Below are 20,514 nucleotides of genomic sequence, written 5' to 3' on the forward strand. Positions count from 1 at the left end.
AGTGTCATTCTGGAGCTATCTTGGCGATAGACTGGGAATTGCTGATGCGCCAGCCGTCCCGCGCCTGGCAGATCTGGTCAGCGACCGCTGCTCCTTAGCGTGATCGCCAACGGTTTTGCCCCTATTACAGGAAATCCTTGTAAGATTCGCGCCAGCCCTGGACGTGGACCCTGGCGATGCCTTCGACATCATTCTCAACCGCCTCGCGGATGAGAATGATCATTCGGCCGCTTCCCTGATCTTCTCCCGGAACGGGTCGGCCGGATAGACGCCGAGAACGCGCAGCTCGCGGGAGAAGAATTCCAGTTCCTCCAGTGCCCGCTTTAGATTCGCGTCCTCCGGATGGCCGTCCACCTCGGCATAGAACTGGGTGGCCAGGAACTCGCCTTCGAGCATGTAGCTCTCGAGCTTCGTCATGTTGATGCCGTTCGTCGCGAAGCCGCCCAGCGCCTTGTAAAGCGCGGCCGGCAGGTTGCGGACACGGAAGACGAACGACGTGACGGTCGGACCCTGTCCGGCAGGGGCCCAGTACGGCGTCTTGGAGAGGATGACGAAGCGGGTGGTGTTGTGGGCCTCGTCCTCCACGTTCTCCGCCAGGATCTTCAGGCCGTAGATGTCGGCCGCCATGCGGGGCGAGAGCGACGCGCGGGTCGGATCCTTCCACTCGGCCACCTCGCGGGCGGAGCCTGCCGTGTCGCCGGCCACATGGGCCTTGAGCCCGAGCTTGCGGATGATCTTGCGGCACTGACCCAGGGCATGGACATGGCTGTAGACGTCCTTGACGGTGCCGAGATTGGCCTCGGGGATGGCCATGAGATGAAAGTGAATCGGCAGGAAGTGCTCGCCGACGATGTGCAGCCCGGAGGTCGGCAGCAGATGGTGGATATCGGCCACGCGCCCCGCGATGGAGTTCTCGATGGGGATCATGGCTAGGCCCGCCGGACCCTCGTTCACGGCCGCGAACGCATCCTCGAAGGTCGGACAGGGCAGCGCCTCCCAGTCGGGACGCGCCTCCGAGCAGGCCGTGTGGGAATTGGCCCCCAGCTCCCCTTGGAAAGAAATAAGCTTGCTCATGATGTCCTCCCAGCGCATCGCGCGGAAAAGTGGTCCCGGTTTTACGCCTTGAACGATGCGCCGCGTTAAAGAAGGGGCCTCGGACCCAAAAGTGGAAGCCACTTTTGGGTCCGAGGCCCTGGCCGCGATGATCTCGCGTGCCCTGTCCAGATCGTGAGGAGTATCGACGCCGAGCGGCACGTCGTCGACCACGACTGCGTCGATGCGCATGCCGGCCTCCAGCGCCCGCAACTGCTCCAGCTTCTCGCGCATCTCCAGCGGGGACGGCGTGAGGCCGACGAAACGCTGCAACACTTTGCGGCGATAGGCGTAGAGACCGATGTGATGATAGAGCGGACCATCACCATAGGGCGCGGTCGCGCGGGTGAAGTACAGGGCGCGGAGGCGGCTGGAAGAAATCGGGCTCCCCACCATCTTCACCACGTTGGGATTGGTCTTCTCCTCGTCCCGGGCGATGACCGCGACGAGAGTCGCAATGTCGACCGCCGGATCCGAGAGCGGGACGATGGAGGCCGCGATGGCGGCCGGATCGATCGTCGGAAGGTCGCCCTGGACGTTCACGACCACGTCGTGCCGTCCCTCCGGGTCGAGCTTTTCCACAGCCTCGAAGATGCGGTCAGAGCCGGAGACGTGATCCGTCCGGGTCATGACCGCCCGCCCTCCCGCCCTGGCGACCGCCTCGGCGATGTCAGGGGAGTCCGTCGCCACGGCCACGGGCCCGATCCCCGCCTCCACGGCCCGGCGCCACACATGGACGATCATGGGCTCGCCGGCGATCTCGGCCAGGGGCTTGTTCGGCAGCCGGGTTGCGGCGAGGCGGGCGGGGATGAGGACGAGTGGATCGGACATGACGCGGTTTTTTCGGAAATGATCCGGGTCCTTAGAACATCGGACCGAAAAGTGAAAGGCAGGGGCCATTTGTCATGGGCCGGAAACGGACCTTGGGCCGCCTTCAGGAGTTTGAGACCCGTGCTGCGACCACGAGAACGGCGAAAACTCCTGGAAACCCTATTGTCAAAACCCCATCACTACGGCTAAGCAACGGCCCTGTCGCGGGCACTCGCCCGCGGATCCGTTCTGCTGCGCTGATTTCGCCGGTGTACGAAGGCGAGGAGAGCCTAACTGATGAATATCGAGACCAATAAGATCGCGGGCGCCGTTTTCGGTTCGCTTCTCTTCGTGGTCGGCGTCAACGTTATCGCCGGCGGCCTGTTTGCTCCCCATAAGCCCGCTGTCCCTGGTTATGACCTCCCGGCCCCCGAAGAGGCCGCTGCCGGCGGCGGAGCCGCCCCCGCAGAGCCGGAGCAGCCGCTCCCGGTCCTTCTGGCCAGCGCCGATCCGGCGAAAGGCCAAAGCTCCGCCAAGAAATGCGCGGCCTGCCACACCTTCGAGAAGGGCGGCCCGAACAAGGTCGGCCCGAATCTCTACGGCGTCGTCGGGCGCCCCGTCGCCTCGCACGAGGGTTTCAACTACTCCGCGGCCATGAAGGGCCACGGCGGCAACTGGTCCTACGAGGACCTGTTCGCCTTCATTCACAATCCAAAGCAGGACGTCCCCGGCACCATCATGGCCTTCGCGGGCGTCGCCCAGGCCAAGGAGCGCGCCGACATCCTGTCCTATCTGCGGACCCTCTCCGACAGCCCGGTTCCCTTGCCGGCCGCCCAGTAAGACATTTGAACAGCATCACGTTTCGAAGAGCCGGGCCTCAAGCCCGGCTTTTCTTTTAGGCACTCGCGGGTTTCGAGGGTTATCTCTTGCGCTCGCCTCAGGGCGCACAAAATGTAAGCTGACGACAGACGCCTCGTCCGTTCAGGAGACGCCTTGTGATCCGCACCCTTCTGCCGAGCCTCCTCGCCGCCTGCCTCGTCTTCACTCCCGTCGCAGCCCAGGAAGCGCCATGGCGGCACGGTTCGGCCCTGCTCGACGAGCCCAAATACCCGCAAGGCTTTTCGCATTTCGACTACGTCAACCCGAACGCCCCGAAGGGCGGACTCGTTCGCTTAGGGGCGCTCGGCACCTTCGACAGCTTCAACATCGTGGTCGCCGGCGTGAAGGGTTCCCCCGAGCAGGGCCTCGGCCTCATCTACGAAACCCTGACCACATCTGCCCTCGACGAGGCGAATGCCTCCTACGGCCTGCTCGCCGAGTCGTTCTCCTATCCCGAGGATTACTCCTCCGTCAGCTTCCGCCTGCGCCCGGAGGCGCGATGGCATGACGGGAAGCCGGTGACGACGGACGACGTCATCTTCTCGTTCGAAAGCCTGAAGGCCAACAGTCCGACCTACGCCTTCTACTATGCCAATGTCAGCAAGGCCGAGAAGGTGGGCGAGCGTGAGGTCAAGTTCACCTTCGACGAGAAGGGCAACCGCGAGTTGCCGCAGATCATGGGGCAGCTAATGGTCCTGCCGAAGCATTGGTGGGAAGGCACGGCACCCGATGGACGCAAGCGCGACGTGACGCAGACCACGCTCGAACCGCCGCTCGGCTCCGGTCCCTATCGCCTCAAGAGTTTCGATACCGGCCGCAACGCTTCCTACGAACGCGTGAAGGATTATTGGGGCGAAAAGATCAACGTGAATGTGGGGCAGAACAACTTCGACGAGATCCGCTACGAGTATTATCGGGATGCGACGGTGCTGCTCGAAGCCTTCAAGAGCGACCGACTCGACTTCCGGACAGAGAACAGCGCCCGCAACTGGGCGGCGGGCTACGACTTTCCGGCACGCCAGGAAGGCCGCGTGATCCTCGAAGAATTTCCGTTCCGCGCAACGGGAGTCATGCAGGCTTTCGTGCTCAACATGCGCCGCGACAAATTCAAGGATCAGCGCGTTCGCAGAGCCTTCAATCTTGCCTTCCCGTTCGAGGAACTGAACAAGACGATCTTCTACGGCCTCTACGAGCGGCCCTCGAGCTATTTCTACGGGCTCGATCTTGCGTCGTCGGGCCTGCCCGAGGGACAAGAGCTGAAGATCCTCGAATCCATCCGCGACAAGATCCCGGCATCCGTCTTTACGACGCCGTACAAGAATCCCATCAACGACTCGCCCGAGACGGTCCGCAACAACCTGCGCGAGGCGGATCGCCTGCTCAAGGAAGCGGGCTGGGAGGTGAAGAACGGCCGCCGCGTCAACGCCAAGGGTGAGGTCCTGAGCGCGGAACTGCTCAGCAGCAGCCCCAACGAAGAGCGCGTGTTCCTTCCCTATAAGGCCTCATTGGATCGCCTCGGCATCGCCACCACGGTGCGCACCGTTGACGACGTCCAGTATACCAATCGCGCCCGCGCGTTCGATTTCGACGTCGCCACAGGCCTCTGGCCCCAGAGCCTTTCTCCGGGCAACGAGCAGCGTGAGTTCTGGGGCTCGCAGGCTGCGACGCGCGAGGGCTCGCGCAACCTTCCCGGCATTGCCGATCCAGGCATCGATGCGCTCATCGACAAGATCATCTTCGCCAAGGACCGCAACGATCTGGTGGCGGCGACGAAGGCCCTCGACCGCGTTCTGCTCGCTCACGATTACGTGGTTCCGCAATGGACCTCGCTGAAGCAGCGTACCGCGCGCTGGAACCGCTACAGCCATCCCGAGGCGATGCCGCGCTACGGCGGGGCCGCCTTTCCGACCATCTGGTGGTACGACGAAGCCAAGGCGGCCAAGACGGGAGCTCCGCGATGAAGACCATCAGCCGCCGCAGCATCCTCAAAACGGGAGCGGCAGGTGCCGCTCTTTCCGTCCTACCGCGAATCGGTCTGGCGCAGGAAGGCGAGACGGAAACGCACGGCCTGTCGAGCTTCGGCGAGTTGAAACAGGCACCGGATTTCAAGCATTTTCCTTACGTGAATCCCGCTGCGCCGAAAGGCGGCACGCTGGCGGTCCAGATCAAGCAGACCACCGGCAACCAGAACTTCGACACCTTCAACACGCTGAACGTCTTCGTGCTACGAGGCGATGGCGCGGCCGGCATGACCGGCACTTTCGACACCCTCATGGCCGGGTCGGCGGATGAGCCGGATGCGCTTTATGGCCTTGTCGCCAAAAGCGTGCGCATCTCCGACGACAAGCTCACCTATCGTTTCACCGTGCGTCCGGAAGCGCGCTTTCACGACGGCTCACGGCTGACCGCGAAGGACGCGGCTTTCTCGCTGAACATCCTGAAGACCAAGGGCCATCCGGTCTTCTCTCAACTCCTGACGCAGATGGCGTCGGCCGAGGCGGAGTCCGACGACATCCTGCGTGTCCAGTTCACGCCACAACGCAGCCGCGACCTGCATCTCACCGTCGCCGGCATGCCGATCTTCTCCGAGAAGTACTGGCGGGATAAGGATTTCGAGGCCTCGACGCTGGAAGCGCCGCTGGCTTCAGGTCCCTACAAGGTCGGTCGCTTCGAGGTCGGGCGCTTCATCGAGTTCGACCGTGTGCCGGATTACTGGGCCAAGGATCTGCCGGTGAATGTGGGCCAGGGCAATTTCGACCGCATCCGCTACGAATATTTCCGTGATCGTACGGTGGCCTTCGAGGCCTTCAAGAACGGCACGCTCAACTATCACGAGGAATTCACCTCCCGCACCTGGACGACCGGGTACGATTTCCCGGCCGTGCGCGAAGGCAAGGTGAAGAAGGAAGAGATTGCGAACGACTCGCCCTCATCCATTCAGGGCTGGTACTTCAACACGCGCCGCGAGACCTTCAAGGATCCGCGCATTCGCGAAGCCATCGGCCTCGCCTTCGATTTCGAATGGACGAACACCAATATCATGTTCGGCCTCTACAGGCGCACGGCTTCGTTTTTCGAGAACAGCGACATGAAGGCGGTGGGCATGCCCACGGCGGAGGAATTGACGCTGCTCGAACCGTTCCGCGACAAGCTTCCCGCTTCGGTGTTCGGAGACCCCGTCCTTCCCCCCGTCTCCGACGGCTCGGGACAGGACAGGCAGTTGCTGCGCCGCGCCGATGAACTCCTGCGACAGGCCGGCTGCAAGCGTGAGGGGGGCGTGCTGAAGCTGCCGAACGGCCAGAACTTCACCATCGAGTTCCTCGATTTCCAGCCCTCGCTCCAGCCTCACACCCAGCCCTTCCAGAACAACCTGAAGCGTCTCGGCATCGATGCCCGGTCACGCATCGTGGATGCGGCCCAGTATCAGCAGCGCCTGAACGAATACGATTTCGACATGACGAGTCGCGCGCTTGTCGGCTCGACGACACCGGGCGACAGCCTACGGACGGTTTACGGCTCGCAGGCTGCGCGGACGTCTGGCGCGCATAACCTGGCCGGCATCGCCCATCCGGCCGTCGACGCCCTGATCGAGCAGATTGGAAACGCCAAGTCGCGGCAGGAGTTGAACGTCGCCTGCCGCGCCCTGGACCGGGTTCTCCGTTCGGGCCATTATTGGGTGCCCATGTGGTACCGGGCCAGCGAATGGCTGGCCTATTGGGACCAGTTTTCGCGCCCGGAGACCAAGCCCCGCTTTGCCTCGGGTGCGCCGGGAACCTGGTGGTACGATGCCGAGAAGGCGAAGCGGATCGGGAGAGGATAAGGCTTGGACACAACGCTGACGACCCCCATTGGCCGCATCGGCCTTAAATCCGCAGGCGCTTGATGCTGGCCTATATCGCACGCCGCATTCTTCTCATGATCCCCACGATACTCGGGATCATGCTCATCTCCTTCGTTCTGGTGCAGTTCGCTCCCGGCGGCCCCGTCGAGCGCATCATCGCGCAGCTGCAGGGGCAAGATTCCGGCGCCTCCTCCCGCATCTCCGGCGGCGGAGGCGATTTCGGAGCGCAGAGCCCCGGCGGGGCAGGCGCGGCCGATGCCTCCTCGTCCCGCTATCGTGGCGCGCAAGGGCTCGATCCGCAATTCATCAAGCAACTGGAAGCGCAGTTCGGCTTCGACAAGCCGGCGCATGAGCGCTTCCTCAAGATGATCTGGGATTATGCCCGCTTCGATTTCGGCAAGAGCTATTTCCGCGACATCTCGGTGCTGGAACTGATCAAGGAGAAGCTGCCGGTGTCGATCAGTCTGGGCTTGTGGATGACGCTCCTGTCCTATGCGATTTCGATTCCTCTCGGCATCAAGAAAGCCGTGCGTGACGGCTCCTCCTTCGACATCTGGACATCCGCAGTCGTCATCATCGGCTATGCGATTCCGGGCTTCCTGTTCGCGATCCTCCTGATCGTATTGTTTGCCGGCGGCTCGTTCTGGCAGATCTTCCCTCTTCGCGGTCTCACCTCCGAGAACTGGGACTTCATGCCCTGGTACATGCAGATCGCGGATTACTTCTGGCATCTGGTGCTGCCCATCACGGCCATGGCGCTCGGCGCCTTCGCCACCTCGACCCTGCTGACGAAGAACTCGTTTCTCGACGAGATCCGCAAGCAATATGTGCTCACCGCACGCATGAAGGGCTTGTCCGAGCGCCAGGTGCTCTACGGCCACGTGTTCCGCAATGCCATGCTGATCGTGATCGCAGGCTTCCCGGGTGCCTTCATCGGCGCCTTCTTCGCCGGCGCGCTCCTCATCGAGACGATCTTCTCCCTCGACGGCCTGGGATTGCTCTCCTTCGAGTCCATCGTGAACCGCGACTATCCGGTCGTCTTCGCCAATCTCTACATTTTCTCGCTGGTAGGCTTGGCGGTGAACCTGCTCTCGGACCTCACCTATACGTGGATCGATCCCCGGATCGATTTCGAGACCAGGGAGGCGTGAGATGAACGAGACCATTCCTGTCGTTTCGCCGGCCTCCTCGCCCGTCGCGCCTCCCCTGCCGAAGGAGGGCTTCATCAAGCTCTCGCCGCTCAACCGGCGACGGCTTCAGAATTTCAAAGCCAACCGGCGCGGCTACTGGTCGTTCTGGATCTTCATGGTCCTGTTCGTGCTCAGCCTGTTCGCGGAGCTGATTGCCAACGACAAGCCGATCCTCGCCTCCTACAAGGGCGAGCTGCTCTATCCGGCGTTTGTGGACTATCCCGAGGAAAAATTCGGCGGCTTCCTGGCGCAGACCGATTACCGCGATCCGGTCATCGCCAAGGAGATCCAGGACAACGGCTGGCTGCTCTGGGCGCCGGTCCGCTTCTCCTACACCACGCACAATCTCGACCTTCCCGTTCCGGCACCCGCGCCACCCACCTGGATGCTCACCGACGAGCAGTGCCGGCCCATCGCGGAGCGGACCGGCGGCACGGGCTGCAACGACATCGAGTGGAACTGGCTTGGCACCGACGATCAGGGCCGTGACGTCGTCGCGCGCCTCATCTACGGCTTCCGCATCTCGGTTCTGTTCGGCCTGACGCTTGCCGGCATTTCATCCATCATCGGCGTTCTCGCCGGAGCGGTGCAGGGCTATTACGGCGGCTGGACCGATCTACTGTTCCAGCGCTTCATCGAGATCTGGACCGCGATCCCTTCGCTCTATCTCCTCATCATCATCTCGGCGGTGATCACGCCGAGCTTCTTCGTGCTGCTGGGCATCCTGCTGCTCTTCTCCTGGGTATCGCTGGTCGGCGTGGTGCGGGCCGAGTTCCTGCGCGCCAGAAACTTCGAATATGTGCGCGCCGCGCGGGCCTTGGGGCTCTCCAACGGCACCATCATGTTCAAGCACCTCCTGCCGAACGCGATGGTGGCGACGCTGACCTTCATGCCGTTCATCATCAACGGCTCGATCGCGACGCTCACCTCGCTCGACTTCCTCGGCTTCGGCCTGCCGCCGGGCTCGCCGTCGCTCGGCGAATTGCTCGCGCAGGGCAAGGCGAACCTTCAGGCGCCATGGCTCGGTCTCGCGGGCTTCTTTGTGATCGCCATCATGCTCAGCCTCCTCATCTTCATCGGCGAAGCGGTGCGCGACGCCTTCGACCCGCGGAAGACGTTTCGATGACCGAGCCCCTCCTGTCCGTCCAAGACCTCTCCGTCGCCTTCCGCCAGGGCGGGGGCGACATGCTGGCGGTCGACCGCGTCTCGTTCGATGTCATGCCGGGAGAGACGGTGGCGCTGGTGGGCGAATCCGGATCAGGCAAGTCCGTCACCGCCTTGTCCGCGCTCAAACTCCTGCCCTACCCGTCCGCGCATCACCCGTCGGGGCGCATCCTGTTCAAGGGCAAGGACCTGATCGCGGCGAACGAGGACGAGATGCGCCGGGTGCGCGGTGACGACATCACCATGGTGTTCCAGGAGCCGATGACCTCGCTCAATCCGCTCCACACCATCGAGCGGCAGGTCGCTGAGATCCTCAAGCTCCACCGCGGCCTCTCGGACCGCCAAGCGCGCGCCCGCACGCTCGAGCTTTTCGAGCTCGTCGGCATCCGCGATGCCGAAAGCCGGTTGGGTGCCTATCCGCATCAGCTCTCCGGCGGCCAGCGCCAGCGCGTGATGATCGCCATGGCGCTCGCCAACGAGCCCGATCTCTTCATCGCCGACGAGCCCACCACCGCGCTCGACGTGACGGTGCAGGCGCAGATTCTGAAGCTGCTCGCCGAGCTGAAGAGCAGGCTCAACATGTCCATGCTCTTCATCACGCACGATCTCGGCATCGTGCGGAAGATCGCGGACCGCGTCTGCGTCATGCTCAAGGGCAAGATCGTCGAGCAGGGCACGGTCGCGGAGGTGTTCGGCAACCCGCAGCATCCCTATACGCAGAGGCTCCTGGCCGCCGAGCCGAAGGGCCGTGCCAATCCGGTTGCGAAGGATGCGCCGGTCATCGTCGATGCCGGGCCGATCAAGGTGTGGTTCCCGATCAAGCGCGGCTTCTTCCAGAAAACGGTCGGTCATGTGAAGGCAGTCGACGGCGTCTCCGTGCGCGTGCGCAGGGGCGAGACCGTCGGCGTCGTGGGCGAATCCGGATCCGGCAAGACGACGCTCGGCCTTGCCATCCTGCGCCTCGTGCAATCGGAAGGCCCCATCGTCTTTCTCGGCAACCGCATCGACGGCATGCGTTCGAAAGAGATCCGCCCGATGCGCAAGGATCTGCAGGTCGTGTTCCAGGACCCTTATGGCTCCCTCTCGCCGCGCATGTCGATTGCCGAGATCGTCGAGGAGGGATTGCTCGTCCAGAACAAAGGCCTCACTTACGCCCAGCGCCGCGACACCGTGGCCAAGGCACTGGACGATGTCGGTCTCGATCCGTCCACCATGGACCGCTATCCGCACGAATTCTCCGGCGGCCAGCGCCAGCGCATCGCCATTGCCCGCGCCATGGCGCTCCAGCCGCAATTCATCATGCTCGACGAGCCCACCTCGGCGCTCGACATGTCCGTGCAGGCGCAGATCGTCGAATTGCTACGCGATCTCCAGAAACGGCGCGACCTTGCCTACATGTTCATCAGCCACGATCTCAGGGTCGTGCGGGCACTCGCTAACCATGTGGTGGTGATGCAGAACGGCAAGATCGTCGAGGAAGGATCCGCCGAAAACATCTTCGCCGCGCCGCGGACCGATTACACCAAGGCGCTCTTTGCCGCCGCCTTCAATCTTGAAACGGCGGCGTCGAGCGCCGTTCGAGAATAGGCTTGAACGCTTCGATCATGCATTCGCATCACCATTCGACCGGCCATCACCATCACGGGCATTCCCATGCCCCCCGCACCAGCTACGGGCGTGCCTTTGCCATCGGCATCGCGCTCAACCTCGCTTTCGTCATCATCGAGGCCGGCTACGGTTTCTGGGCCGATTCCATGGCCCTGCTCTCCGACGCCGGGCACAACTTGAGCGACGTGCTCGGCCTCGCCATCGCCTGGGGCGCGGCCCTGCTCGCGCGGCGCGGCCCGACGGAGCGCTTCACCTACGGTCTGCGCTCCAGCTCGATTCTGGCGGCGCTTTTCAACGCCCTCCTCCTGCTGGTGGCGGTGGGCGGCATCGTCTGGGAATCCGTCGGGCGCCTGATCGAACCGACGCCGGTTGCCGCAGGCGCCATGATGATCGTGGCGGGCATCGGCATCGTCGTGAACGGTTTTACCGCTTTCCTTTTCCTGGGTGGCCAGCACGATCTCAACATCCGCGGCGCCTTCCTGCACATGGTGGCGGATGCCGCCGTGTCCCTCGGCGTAGTTCTCGGCGGTCTCGCCATTCTCTGGACGGGCGCGAACTGGATCGATCCGGTGCTCAGTCTCGTCATCGCCGCCGTCATCGTCTGGGGCACCTGGAGCTTGCTGAAGCAGTCCCTGGCGCTCTCATTGCACGGCGTGCCGCGCGGCATCGCCGTTCCGGAAGTCAGGAAGGCGCTCGAGGCGATGCCGGGCGTTGACCACGTCCATCACCTCCATGTCTGGGCGGTGAGCACCACCGAGACGGCGCTCACGGCGCATCTCGTCATGCCGAGCGGACATCCGGGCGACCGGTTTCTGGCGCAGGCGCAGCAGGATCTGAAGGCCCATTTCGGCATCGGGCACTCGACCCTGCAGATCGAGATCCACCGGCCAGGATCTCACGATCATGGCGCGGAATGCCCACTGGACCATCATGACCATGCCCATGAGGGGCACAATTCTGGTGGGCACCACCACCATTAGAGAGCATCGCATCTTTTGCCGCGATGCCGTATCAGTCATGATTCTAGTGGCTTGAAGGACAAGAAGACATGCCTCGCGCTCTACTCATCGTGCTCGATTCCGTCGGCATCGGCGGAGCCGAGGATGCGGCTGCTTACGGGGATGCCGGCGCCGATACGGTCGGGCACATCGCCGAGGCCTGTGCCGCGGGCCGGGGCGATCAGGCCGGTTTGCGCCGGGGTCCGCTTCACCTGCCGCACATGACGGCGCTCGGCCTCGGCCTTGCCGCCGAAGCCTCGACCGGACGCATGCCGCCGAACCTGGCACCGCAAGGAACGCTGAAAGGCGCCTGGGGTTACGGCGTCGAGACCTCCAAGGGCAAGGACACGCCCTCGGGCCATTGGGAAATCGCAGGCGTCCCCGTGGCTTTCGACTGGGGTTATTTCCCGAATACCATCCCGACGTTCCCGGAGGAGCTGACGGCGGCGCTCATCGAACGGGGCAATCTTCGCGGCATTCTCGGTGACAAGCATGCCTCCGGCACTGTCGTCATCGACGAGTTCGGCGCGGAGCATCTGCGCACCGGCAAGCCGATCTTCTACACGTCCGTCGACAGCGTGCTGCAGATCGCCGCGCACGAGGAGACTTTCGGCCTGCAGCGGCTTTACGATCTCTGCCAGATTGGGCGCGAACTCTGCGATCCATACAAGATCGGCCGTGTGATCGCCCGCCCCTTTGTCGGCTCGCCCGAGAGCGGTTTCAAACGAACCGGCAACCGCAAGGATTTCGCCACGCCGCCACCGGCCGACACCATCCTCGACACCCTCGACACGGCAGGGCGCTCCATCGTGACCGTCGGCAAGATCGGCGACATCTTCGCCCATCGCAGAACGGGTCGGGAGGTGAAGCCCAATGGCAACGATGCCTGCCTGTCGGCCGCCATCGAGGCGTTGAAGGATCTGCCCGATGGCGGCTTCGTGTTTGCCAATCTGGTCGATTTCGACAGCGAGTTCGGCCATCGTCGCGACATTCCCGGCTATGCCGCTGCGCTCGAGGCCTTCGACCGGCGCATCCCGGAGATCGAGGCAGCCCTCAAGGACGGCGACCTCGTCATCATCACCGCCGACCATGGCAATGACCCGTCATGGCAGGGCTCCGACCACACCCGCGAACACGTGCCGATCCTGAGCTTCGGCTCTGGATTGAAGCTTGGCGCCATCGGGCGGCGGGAGAGCTTTGCCGATATCGGGGCAAGCGTGCTCGCCCATCTGGGGGTTTCCCATAAAGGAATGGGAGCGCCTTGGCTCTTAGCCCTTTGTCATGGCCGGGCTTGTCCCGGCCGTCCCGGTTGTGGAAGCGTAGCGTTTCTCGCATCGGGATCACCGGCACGAGGCCGGTGATGACGTGAGGACAGTTGCAGAAAGTCCCGAGAAAAGGCCAAGCCGCCGCATCCCTCCCCAGTGCCATTGACGGCACCGAAACTTTGGATCAGTCTTCCAAAGATCGTATGGAGGCTCTCCGGCGATCAGTGGGGGAGTCTTCCCGTTTCGCGTGGAAGATCGTTCATGAGCTCGCCTAACCGCTCGACCCATATCCGGCTCACCTCCCATCCCGAGCCGAACGCAGGCACCATCAAGCATCCGATCAAATGGGGGGCCGAGGACCCACAGGTCCGGGGTCCGGTCGTCGGCACCGTCACCAACCCGGCCGACCGCAACGTGATCGGCGCCCATGGCGGCTCCTATTCCCTCTACCGGGCGCTGGCCATCTCCGCCCGGGCGCTCAACCCGCTGGCGCGGCCCGATCTTCACAACACGCACCCGACCGCCGAAATCGGCCCGCATCCGCAATGGTTCGAGCCGGGCAGGATCGTGTCCCTCGACCCCTGGGGCCATATGGTCGGCGAGATCTACAAGGACGAGATCGCCGCCGGCCTCGACATCCGTCCCAGCATCGCGGTCACCAAGGCGCGTCTCAACATGCCCGAGATCCTTGGCGCCATGGGGGCGAAGCGCCTCAAGGCCGATGGTGGTTTCCTGCATGAATCGGGCGACATCTCGGTGACGAAGATCGCGGTCGATCCGGTCTGGTATCTGCCCGGCATCGCCCAGCGCTTCGGCTGCTCCGAGGGCGAGCTGCGCCGCACCCTTTTCGAGCAGACCGGCGGCATGTTCCCCGAGCTCGTCACCCGTCCCGATATGAGCGTGTTCCTGCCGCCCATCGGCAACATCACGGTCTATGTGATGGGTGATGTGGCCCGCCTGAGCGACCCCAAGACCCGCATTGCCTGCCGCGTCCATGACGAGTGCAACGGCTCCGACGTGTTCGGCTCCGACATCTGCACCTGCCGGCCCTATCTCGTGCACGGCATCGAGGAATGCGTCCGGGAAGCTCAAGGTGGCGGCGTCGGCGTGATCGCCTATAACCGCAAGGAAGGCCGCGCGCTCGGCGAGGTGACCAAGTTCCTCGTCTACAATGCCCGCAAGCGGCAGGAAGGCGGCGACCAGGCCTCCACCTATTTCGAGCGCACAGAATGCGTGGCCGGAGTGCAGGATGCGCGCTTCCAGCAGCTCATGCCCGATGTGCTGCACTGGCTCGGCATCCGCCGCATCGACCGGCTCATGTCCATGTCCAACATGAAGTACGATGCCATCACCGGCTCGGGCATCGAGGTGGTGGAGCGCGTGCCGATCCCGGCCGAGCTGGTGCCGCCGGATGCGCAGGTGGAGTTGGAGGCAAAGAAGGCCGCAGGCTATTACACGCCCGACGGCGCGCCCGATGCATCGGAGTTGGACAAGGTGAAGGGACGCGATCTGGAGCGGTTCTGACGCCGAGCGCATCGCGCGGACCCGAAGGGCCACGCCAGTGAAAAGTGGCCCCGGTTTTCACCCCTGAGCGATGCGCTCAGGGCGAATTGAAGCATCGGATTGATCCCAAAAATGAAAGCCGCTTTTGGGTCCGATGCTCTGGCCTTAACCTTCTCGTCAAACGGCTGAGCGCCGGAATGCTGCGCTCAGCCGAGACTGTGCTATCGCTCTCGGCACGAGAGCAGCGGAGCCCTGCGTGACGGACCAGCCCAATCTTTCTCCAGAAACCCAAGCCGCCCGAAGCCTGTTGTCCGCCGCAGCCGTGCGGGAGCGGTCCCATCAGCTTCTGCAAGCAGGGCTCGAGGGTCGCCTCAAGCATTTCACGGTCGATCTCGACCGGCTTGAGCCCTGTGCCGACGAGGTCGTGGCCACGATCCGCCAGGCCTATCCTTCCCTCGAGATTCCGTTCCATGCCCGCTGGCGCCATTTCTCCGCCGGCGGCCATGATCGCTGGGATGCGGTGATGCACGGCGCCCCCTGGGAGAGCGCCGCCGACATGGCCCGCTCCGCCTTCGATCTCGCCATCGTCTCGGTCCTGCTCGATGCCGGTGCGGGGGCGCAGTGGCGCTACGAGGAGGGCCGCACCGGCGAAATCTATATCCGCTCCGAGGGGCTTGCGGTCGCAAGCTTCGACATGTTCTTGAGCGGCGCCTTTTCCAGCAAGCCGGAGGATCCCTTCCGCGTCGATGCGGATGTGCTGATGACGCTGACCGCGGAGGATCTCGCCTCCGGTTTCCAGGTCTCGGCCGACAACCCGCTCGTCGGGCTCGAAGGCCGCGCCGCTCTTCTCAATCGTCTGGGGCGCGTCGTCGCAACGAACCCCGATATTTTCGGGCAGGTCGACGATCCTCGCCCAGGCGGGCTCTTCGACGTCATTGCCGCCACGGCCGAAAGCGACGGCATCAGGGCGACCTCGATCCTGGAGGCGCTGCTCACCCATCTCGGGCCGATCTGGCCCGGCCGCATCACGCTCGGCGGCATCGATCTCGGCGATACCTGGCGCCATCCTCTGATCGAGGCGCCGGATGCCACGAAGGGGCTCATCCCCTTCCACAAACTGTCCCAGTGGCTCTCCTATTCGCTGATCGAGCCGCTCGAATGGGCGGGCTTTGCCGTTGTCGATATCGACGGTCTCACGGGCCTGCCAGAATACCGCAACGGTGGCCTTTTTCTCGACACGGGCGTGATCGCCCTGAAGGATGCGGCGGACGCCACGCGCGCCCATGCGGTGGATTCGGAACTCGTCGTCGAATGGCGGGCCTTGACCGTGGCCCTTCTCGACCGCATTGCCGATCCCATCCGCACGAAGCTAGGATTCGCCGCGGAGGACTTTCCCTTGGCCAAGGTGCTGGAAGGCGGCACCTGGGCGACAGGGCGGAGGCTTGCGAAGGAGAAGCGCGGCGACGGCTCGCCCCCTCTCAGCGTGATCAGTGACGGGACAGTGTTTTAGCTGAATCAGCATACGACGATCAAAGAGGGAAAAAACATGCAGGGCGTCACGGTGGTCGATCATCCGCTGGTTCAGCACAAGCTGACCCTGATGCGGGACAAGGAACGCTCGACGAAGGGCTTCCGCCAGCTCCTCAACGAGATTGGCATGCTGCTCTGCTATGAGGTCACCCGCGACCTGCCCATCGAGCGCATCCGGATCGAGACGCCGCTCACCACCATGGAAGGCGCGCAGATCGCCGGCAAGAAGCTCGTTTTCGCCCCCATCCTGCGTGCGGGTGTCGGCTTCCTCGATGGCATGCTCACGCTGGTTCCCGCCGCGCGCGTCGCCCATATCGGCCTCTACCGCGATCCGGAATCGCTCCAGGCCGTCGAATATTACTTCAAGGCCCCGTCCGATCTCGCCGACCGCATGGTGCTGGTGCTCGACCCCATGCTGGCGACCGCGAACTCGGCCGTGGCGGCCATCGACCGGCTGAAGGAGCGCGGCGCCAAGGATCTGCGCTTCGTCTGTCTGCTCGCGGCGCCCGAGGGCATCGAGAAGCTGCGCGGCGCGCACCCGGACGTGGATATCTGGACCGCCTCCATCGACGAGCGCCTCAACGACCACGGCTATATCGTGCCGGGCCTAGGCGATGCCGGCGACCGGATGTACGGAACGCGCTGACGCTTCAGGCGATTTCCTTTCGCAATTCCAATGAGGGATCATCCGCCTTGCGCTTCATCGTCGCCGATTGGGGAACGACCCGCTTTCGTGGCTATCTGATCGAGAACGAAACCGTTCTCGACGAGGTCTCATCGAATGAGGGTGTCTCGGCCCTGCAAAAGGGCCAGCACCGTGACGTTTTCTCGCGCCAATGCGGGAGATGGCTCGAGGCCGAGCCCGATGCACCGGTGCTGCTCGTCGGCATGGTGGGGAGCCGCGAAGGCTGGGTTGAGGCGCCATACGCCACCTGCCCTGCAGGCCCGGCCGAAATCGCCCAGGCGCTCGTGCCCGTGGATCTGGAGAACGGCCGCAAGGGCTACATCATCCCCGGCCTGTTCTGCGAGCCCGCTCCCGGCACGGCCGACGTCATGCGCGGTGAGGAGACGCTGGCTCTGGGTGCGGGCGTCGAGAACGGATTGATCTGCTCGGCAGGCACCCATCCGAAATGGATCGCGATGAAGGACGGTCGCATCGAGCGCTTCGCCACCTACATGACCGGCGAGATGTACGGGCTGCTGCGCGAGCATTCCATGATCGGCCGCCCGGCCACCGAGCCGGAAGACCCGAAAGGCTTCGATCTCGGGATCGATGCCGCCGAGCGCAACAGCGGCGAGAACCGGGTCGGCCTGCTCCATCTTCTTTTCAGCGCCCGCGCGGCGGTCGTCTCGCGCCGCATGGACAGCAATCTGCTCGCACCCTACCTGTCTGGCCTTCTCACGGGCGACGAGATCAACGGAGCCTTGGCGCAGTTCGGTCGCCCCTCCTCCGTCACCATCTTGGCCGAACCGGGCCGCGCCGATCTCTATGTCCACGCGCTCGAGCGCCACGGCATCAAGGCTGAGATCAAGGTGCCGCAACAAGCGCTGATCGCGGGCCTCGCCCGGATCGTGCGGCAGCACGCGTTGGGCTGACCACACGGGTCATTCCGGGGCCGCGCAAGCGGAGCCCCCGAGCCCATGACCGCTGAGGATTCTTCGTTCTGTCAGAACGGTGTTTATGGATGCCCGCCTGCGCGGGAATGACAATGTTGCGCTTCCTGCGCCTCATCCTGCACGCGATCCCGGATCGTCGCTCTGCTCCGTCCAGGATGACATGCGCGGCTTCACCCCTTAAAACCTCACCTCAAGCAATCGTCCTTAACCGTCCAGGTCAAAACCCCATGCCCCACCCTCTCCTCGCCTCAGCGACTGATACCTCGAAGCCCATCTGGCTGGTGACCGAACAGACATGGGCGGACATTTCCGGACAGCTGCCCCAGATCGCGCAAGGCTTCGCGAAGGCGCAAGGGTTCGAGGGCAAAGCCGGGAGCCACTGCCTGCTCCCAGGTGCCGATGGCGGACTCATGGGCATCGTCTTCGGCCTCAACGGCGCAGATGCCAAGCACAACGATCCGTTTCTCGTCGGCAAGCTTCCGACCCTGTTGCCGGATGGCGTCTATCGCTTTGAATCGGATGCGCCGAACCCGACGCTGGCGACCCTTGCCTGGCTGCTGGGAGCCTACAGCTTCGACCGCTACCGCAAGCGCAGCGAGAAGACCGTTCGTCTCGTGACGCCGAAGGGCGTCGATACCGAGGAAGTCTCGCACATTGCGAATGCGGTCGTGACGAGCCGCGATCTCGTCAATACGCCGACCAGCGATCTCGGCCCCGATGGCATCGAAGCTGCCGCACGTCAATTGGCGGAGCGGCATGGCGCCTCCTTCAAGTGCATCGTCGGCGACGATCTTCTGAAACAGAACTTCCCCATGATCCATGCGGTCGGCCGTGCATCGGCCACGCCTCCGCGTCTCATCGATTTCACCTGGGGCAAAGCCGATGTGCCGCGCGTCACGCTCGTCGGCAAGGGCGTCGCCTTCGATACCGGCGGTCTCGACATCAAGCCAGCCTCCTCCATGCTGCTCATGCGCAAGGATATGGGCGGCGCGGCCGCGACCCTTGCGCTTGCCTCCATGATCATGGACGCGAAACTCCCGGTGCGCCTGCGCGTGCTGATTCCGGCGGTCGAGAACTCGATCTCCAGCAATGCCTTTCGCCCCGGCGACATTCTCAGCAGCCGCAAGGGCATCTCTGTCGAGATCGGCAACACGGATGCGGAAGGCCGGCTCATCCTGGCCGATGCCCTGGCGCTGGCGGACGAGGAGAACCCTGACCTCCTCGTCGATTTCGCGACACTCACCGGCGCGGCCCGCGTGGCGCTCGGGCCTGAGCTGCCGCCCTTCTATACCGATGACGATGCGCTCGCCACCGACATCGCCCGCCATGGCACCGCGGTGAACGATCCCGTGTGGCGCATGCCGCTCTGGACGCCCTATCAGAGCCAGCTCGATTCCAAGTTCGCCGACATGAACAATACCGGTGGACCGATGGGCGGCTCGATCACCGCCGCCCTGTTCCTGCGTCGCTTCGTGTCGGCAGCGAAGGCGCATGTGCATTTCGACATCTTCGCCTGGAACAACTCGACCAAGCCTGCGCGGCCCGAGGGCGGCGAGGTCCAGGCGGCGCGCGCGCTGTATTCTCTCCTAAGGGAACGCTACGCGTCTTAAGCATACCAGCAGGCATCAGTTGCGCCGTTCGTTCGGGTTCAGAAGAATACGGCTCCGAAACGAACGGTGCGGCTCTGCGCGTCGTGCGGGAAAGTGGGCCCGGTTTTCCGTGCCTAACGATGCGCCGCTAAGGGGTTGAGCATCGGATCAATCCCAAAAGTGGTGTCCATTTTTGGTCCGGTGCTTATGCCTGTCGAATTGCGTGCTCTTCAATCGCTCAAGCTCTGGCACGATGTGCATCTCGGCCTCGTGCATCGGGGCGGCGACCTCTCCTCCCGTCAGATTTCCATCCTGCTGACGATCTACCTGGAGCCGCCGCCTCATACCGTGCGTGGGCTCGCGAAGAAGCTCGATGTGACGAAGCCCGTTATTACCCGTGCCCTCGACACCCTTGGCAAGCTCGACCTCGTCTCCCGCCGCCGGGATGAGGCGGATCGGCGCAACGTCATCATCCAACGCACCGTCGCTGGTGCTTTGACCGTGGAACGGCTAGGAGACATGATCATGGCCCGTGCCAAGGAGCTGCCCCGATGAGTTTCGACCGCCGCATCACGCCCGTTCGCGCCGATCTCGCCGATGAGCGCCTGCGCGGACAGGTCGATGCCGAGCGCTACACGACAGGCACGGTCAAGCGTGTCATCACGACCTTCTCGCCGCTGCATCGCCATCCCTCCCGCGAGGCGCCCGTCGACACGCAGGCGATCTTCGGAGAAAGCGTGACCGTCTATGACGAGCATGAGGGCTGGGCCTGGGTGCAGCTCCATGATGACGGCTATGTGGGCTATCTGCCGAGCGCTGCCCTCAGTGAGCCTGAGCCGCAGCCCACCCACAGGGTCCGGGCGATCCGCACCTTCATCTATCCGGGTCCGAACCTGAAGCTGCCTTTTCACGATTACCTGACGCTGAATTCCAAGGTCGCCGTCACGGAGACGCAAGGCGATTACGCGCATCTTGGCACCGGCGGATGGGTCTTTGCCGCGCATCTGAGCGGGCTCGATGTCTTCGAGACGGATTACGTGAGCGTGGCCGAACGCTTCCTGCACACGCCCTATCTCTGGGGTGGCAAGACGAGCCTCGGCATCGACTGCTCGGGACTGGCACAGACCGTGCTGACGGCTGCCGGTATCAAGGCGCCGCGTGACAGCGACATGCAGGAGCGTGAGCTTGGCACGGCTGGCGAGGTGAAGGCGGATCTGAGCGGCCTTCGACGTGGCGATCTCGTGTTCTGGAAGGGCCATGTGGGTCTGATGGTGGACGGGACGAATTTCATCCACGCCACCGGCCACAGCATGACCGTGATGATCGAACCGCTGACGGTCGCCGAGGACCGCATCCGCCGGACGAGCTACGGTCCGATCAGTTCGATCAAGCGGCTGGGTTAAATCTTTGCGATCATCCCGGGGCTGC

Annotated in this window: 15 protein-coding genes and 2 pseudogenes; 15 read left to right on the plus strand and 2 right to left on the minus strand. The window is 63.8% G+C overall.

What is annotated here, in order from left to right; genetic code table 11:
• Window positions 1-219 precede the first annotated feature (219 nt).
• Window positions 220-1,074, minus strand: coding sequence for a prephenate dehydratase (locus FS320_RS09190; RefSeq protein WP_152711110.1), 855 nt, complete (start codon window positions 1,072-1,074; stop codon window positions 220-222).
• Between the two features lie 132 nt (window positions 1,075-1,206).
• A pseudogene (locus FS320_RS09195) lies at window positions 1,207-1,992 on the minus strand (3-deoxy-manno-octulosonate cytidylyltransferase); the annotation flags it as partial.
• A 207-nt stretch (window positions 1,993-2,199) separates the two neighbouring features.
• On the opposite strand from FS320_RS09195, the gene FS320_RS09200 reads away from it, so the two are divergent.
• From FS320_RS09200 to FS320_RS09270, 15 genes and pseudogenes are all read left to right on the plus strand, one after another.
• A complete protein-coding gene (locus FS320_RS09200; RefSeq protein ID WP_338105312.1) occupies window positions 2,200-2,742 on the plus strand; it encodes a c-type cytochrome in 543 nt (180 codons plus the stop codon).
• A gap of 155 nt (window positions 2,743-2,897) precedes the next feature.
• Window positions 2,898-4,742: an ABC transporter substrate-binding protein gene (locus FS320_RS09205; RefSeq protein WP_162002906.1), complete on the plus strand. Its 1,845-nt coding sequence runs from the start codon at window positions 2,898-2,900 to the stop codon at window positions 4,740-4,742.
• A complete protein-coding gene (locus tag FS320_RS09210; protein ID WP_152711047.1) occupies window positions 4,739-6,601 on the plus strand; it encodes an extracellular solute-binding protein in 1,863 nt (620 codons plus the stop codon). The genes FS320_RS09205 and FS320_RS09210 overlap by 4 nt, the downstream gene beginning before the upstream one ends.
• Window positions 6,602-6,663: 62 nt before the next feature.
• Complete coding sequence (locus FS320_RS09215) at window positions 6,664-7,773, plus strand: microcin C ABC transporter permease YejB (RefSeq protein WP_152711048.1); 1,110 nt, start codon at window positions 6,664-6,666, stop codon at window positions 7,771-7,773.
• A gap of 1 nt (window position 7,774) precedes the next feature.
• Window positions 7,775-8,938, plus strand: a complete 1,164-nt coding sequence (locus tag FS320_RS09220) for an ABC transporter permease (protein ID WP_152711050.1) — start codon at window positions 7,775-7,777, stop codon at window positions 8,936-8,938.
• A complete protein-coding gene (locus FS320_RS09225) occupies window positions 8,935-10,563 on the plus strand; it encodes an ABC transporter ATP-binding protein (RefSeq protein WP_152711052.1) in 1,629 nt (542 codons plus the stop codon). Before FS320_RS09220 ends, FS320_RS09225 begins: the two co-directional genes overlap by 4 nt.
• Window positions 10,564-10,580: 17 nt before the next feature.
• Window positions 10,581-11,564, plus strand: a complete 984-nt coding sequence (locus tag FS320_RS09230; protein WP_152711114.1) for a cation diffusion facilitator family transporter — start codon at window positions 10,581-10,583, stop codon at window positions 11,562-11,564.
• Window positions 11,565-11,632: 68 nt separating this feature from the next.
• Window positions 11,633-12,850: pseudogene (locus FS320_RS09235) on the plus strand (phosphopentomutase); the annotation flags it as partial.
• Window positions 12,851-13,108: 258 nt separating this feature from the next.
• The gene (locus tag FS320_RS09240) at window positions 13,109-14,371 is read left to right on the plus strand and encodes a GTP cyclohydrolase II (protein WP_152711056.1); all 1,263 of its coding nucleotides are present in this window, start codon (window positions 13,109-13,111) and stop codon (window positions 14,369-14,371) included.
• A 235-nt stretch (window positions 14,372-14,606) separates the two neighbouring features.
• A complete protein-coding gene (locus FS320_RS09245; protein WP_162002907.1) occupies window positions 14,607-15,860 on the plus strand; it encodes a DUF1688 family protein in 1,254 nt (417 codons plus the stop codon).
• A gap of 36 nt (window positions 15,861-15,896) precedes the next feature.
• On the plus strand, window positions 15,897-16,526 hold the full coding sequence (gene upp / locus FS320_RS09250; protein ID WP_152711058.1) for a uracil phosphoribosyltransferase: 630 nt from the start codon (window positions 15,897-15,899) through the stop codon (window positions 16,524-16,526).
• A 47-nt stretch (window positions 16,527-16,573) separates the two neighbouring features.
• Complete coding sequence (locus FS320_RS09255) at window positions 16,574-17,476, plus strand: 2-dehydro-3-deoxygalactonokinase (protein ID WP_162002908.1); 903 nt, start codon at window positions 16,574-16,576, stop codon at window positions 17,474-17,476.
• A 248-nt stretch (window positions 17,477-17,724) separates the two neighbouring features.
• Window positions 17,725-19,107, plus strand: coding sequence for a leucyl aminopeptidase family protein (locus FS320_RS09260; protein ID WP_152711062.1), 1,383 nt, complete (start codon window positions 17,725-17,727; stop codon window positions 19,105-19,107).
• 186 nt (window positions 19,108-19,293) lie between these two features.
• On the plus strand, window positions 19,294-19,641 hold the full coding sequence (locus FS320_RS09265; RefSeq protein WP_152711118.1) for a MarR family transcriptional regulator: 348 nt from the start codon (window positions 19,294-19,296) through the stop codon (window positions 19,639-19,641).
• Window positions 19,638-20,489: a C40 family peptidase gene (locus FS320_RS09270; protein WP_152711064.1), complete on the plus strand. Its 852-nt coding sequence runs from the start codon at window positions 19,638-19,640 to the stop codon at window positions 20,487-20,489. The genes FS320_RS09265 and FS320_RS09270 overlap by 4 nt, the downstream gene beginning before the upstream one ends.
• Window positions 20,490-20,514: the final 25 nt, after the last annotated feature.

Source organism: Microvirga tunisiensis, from assembly GCF_009296175.1.
In the GTDB taxonomy this organism is placed as follows: Bacteria; Pseudomonadota; Alphaproteobacteria; order Rhizobiales; family Beijerinckiaceae; genus Microvirga; species Microvirga tunisiensis.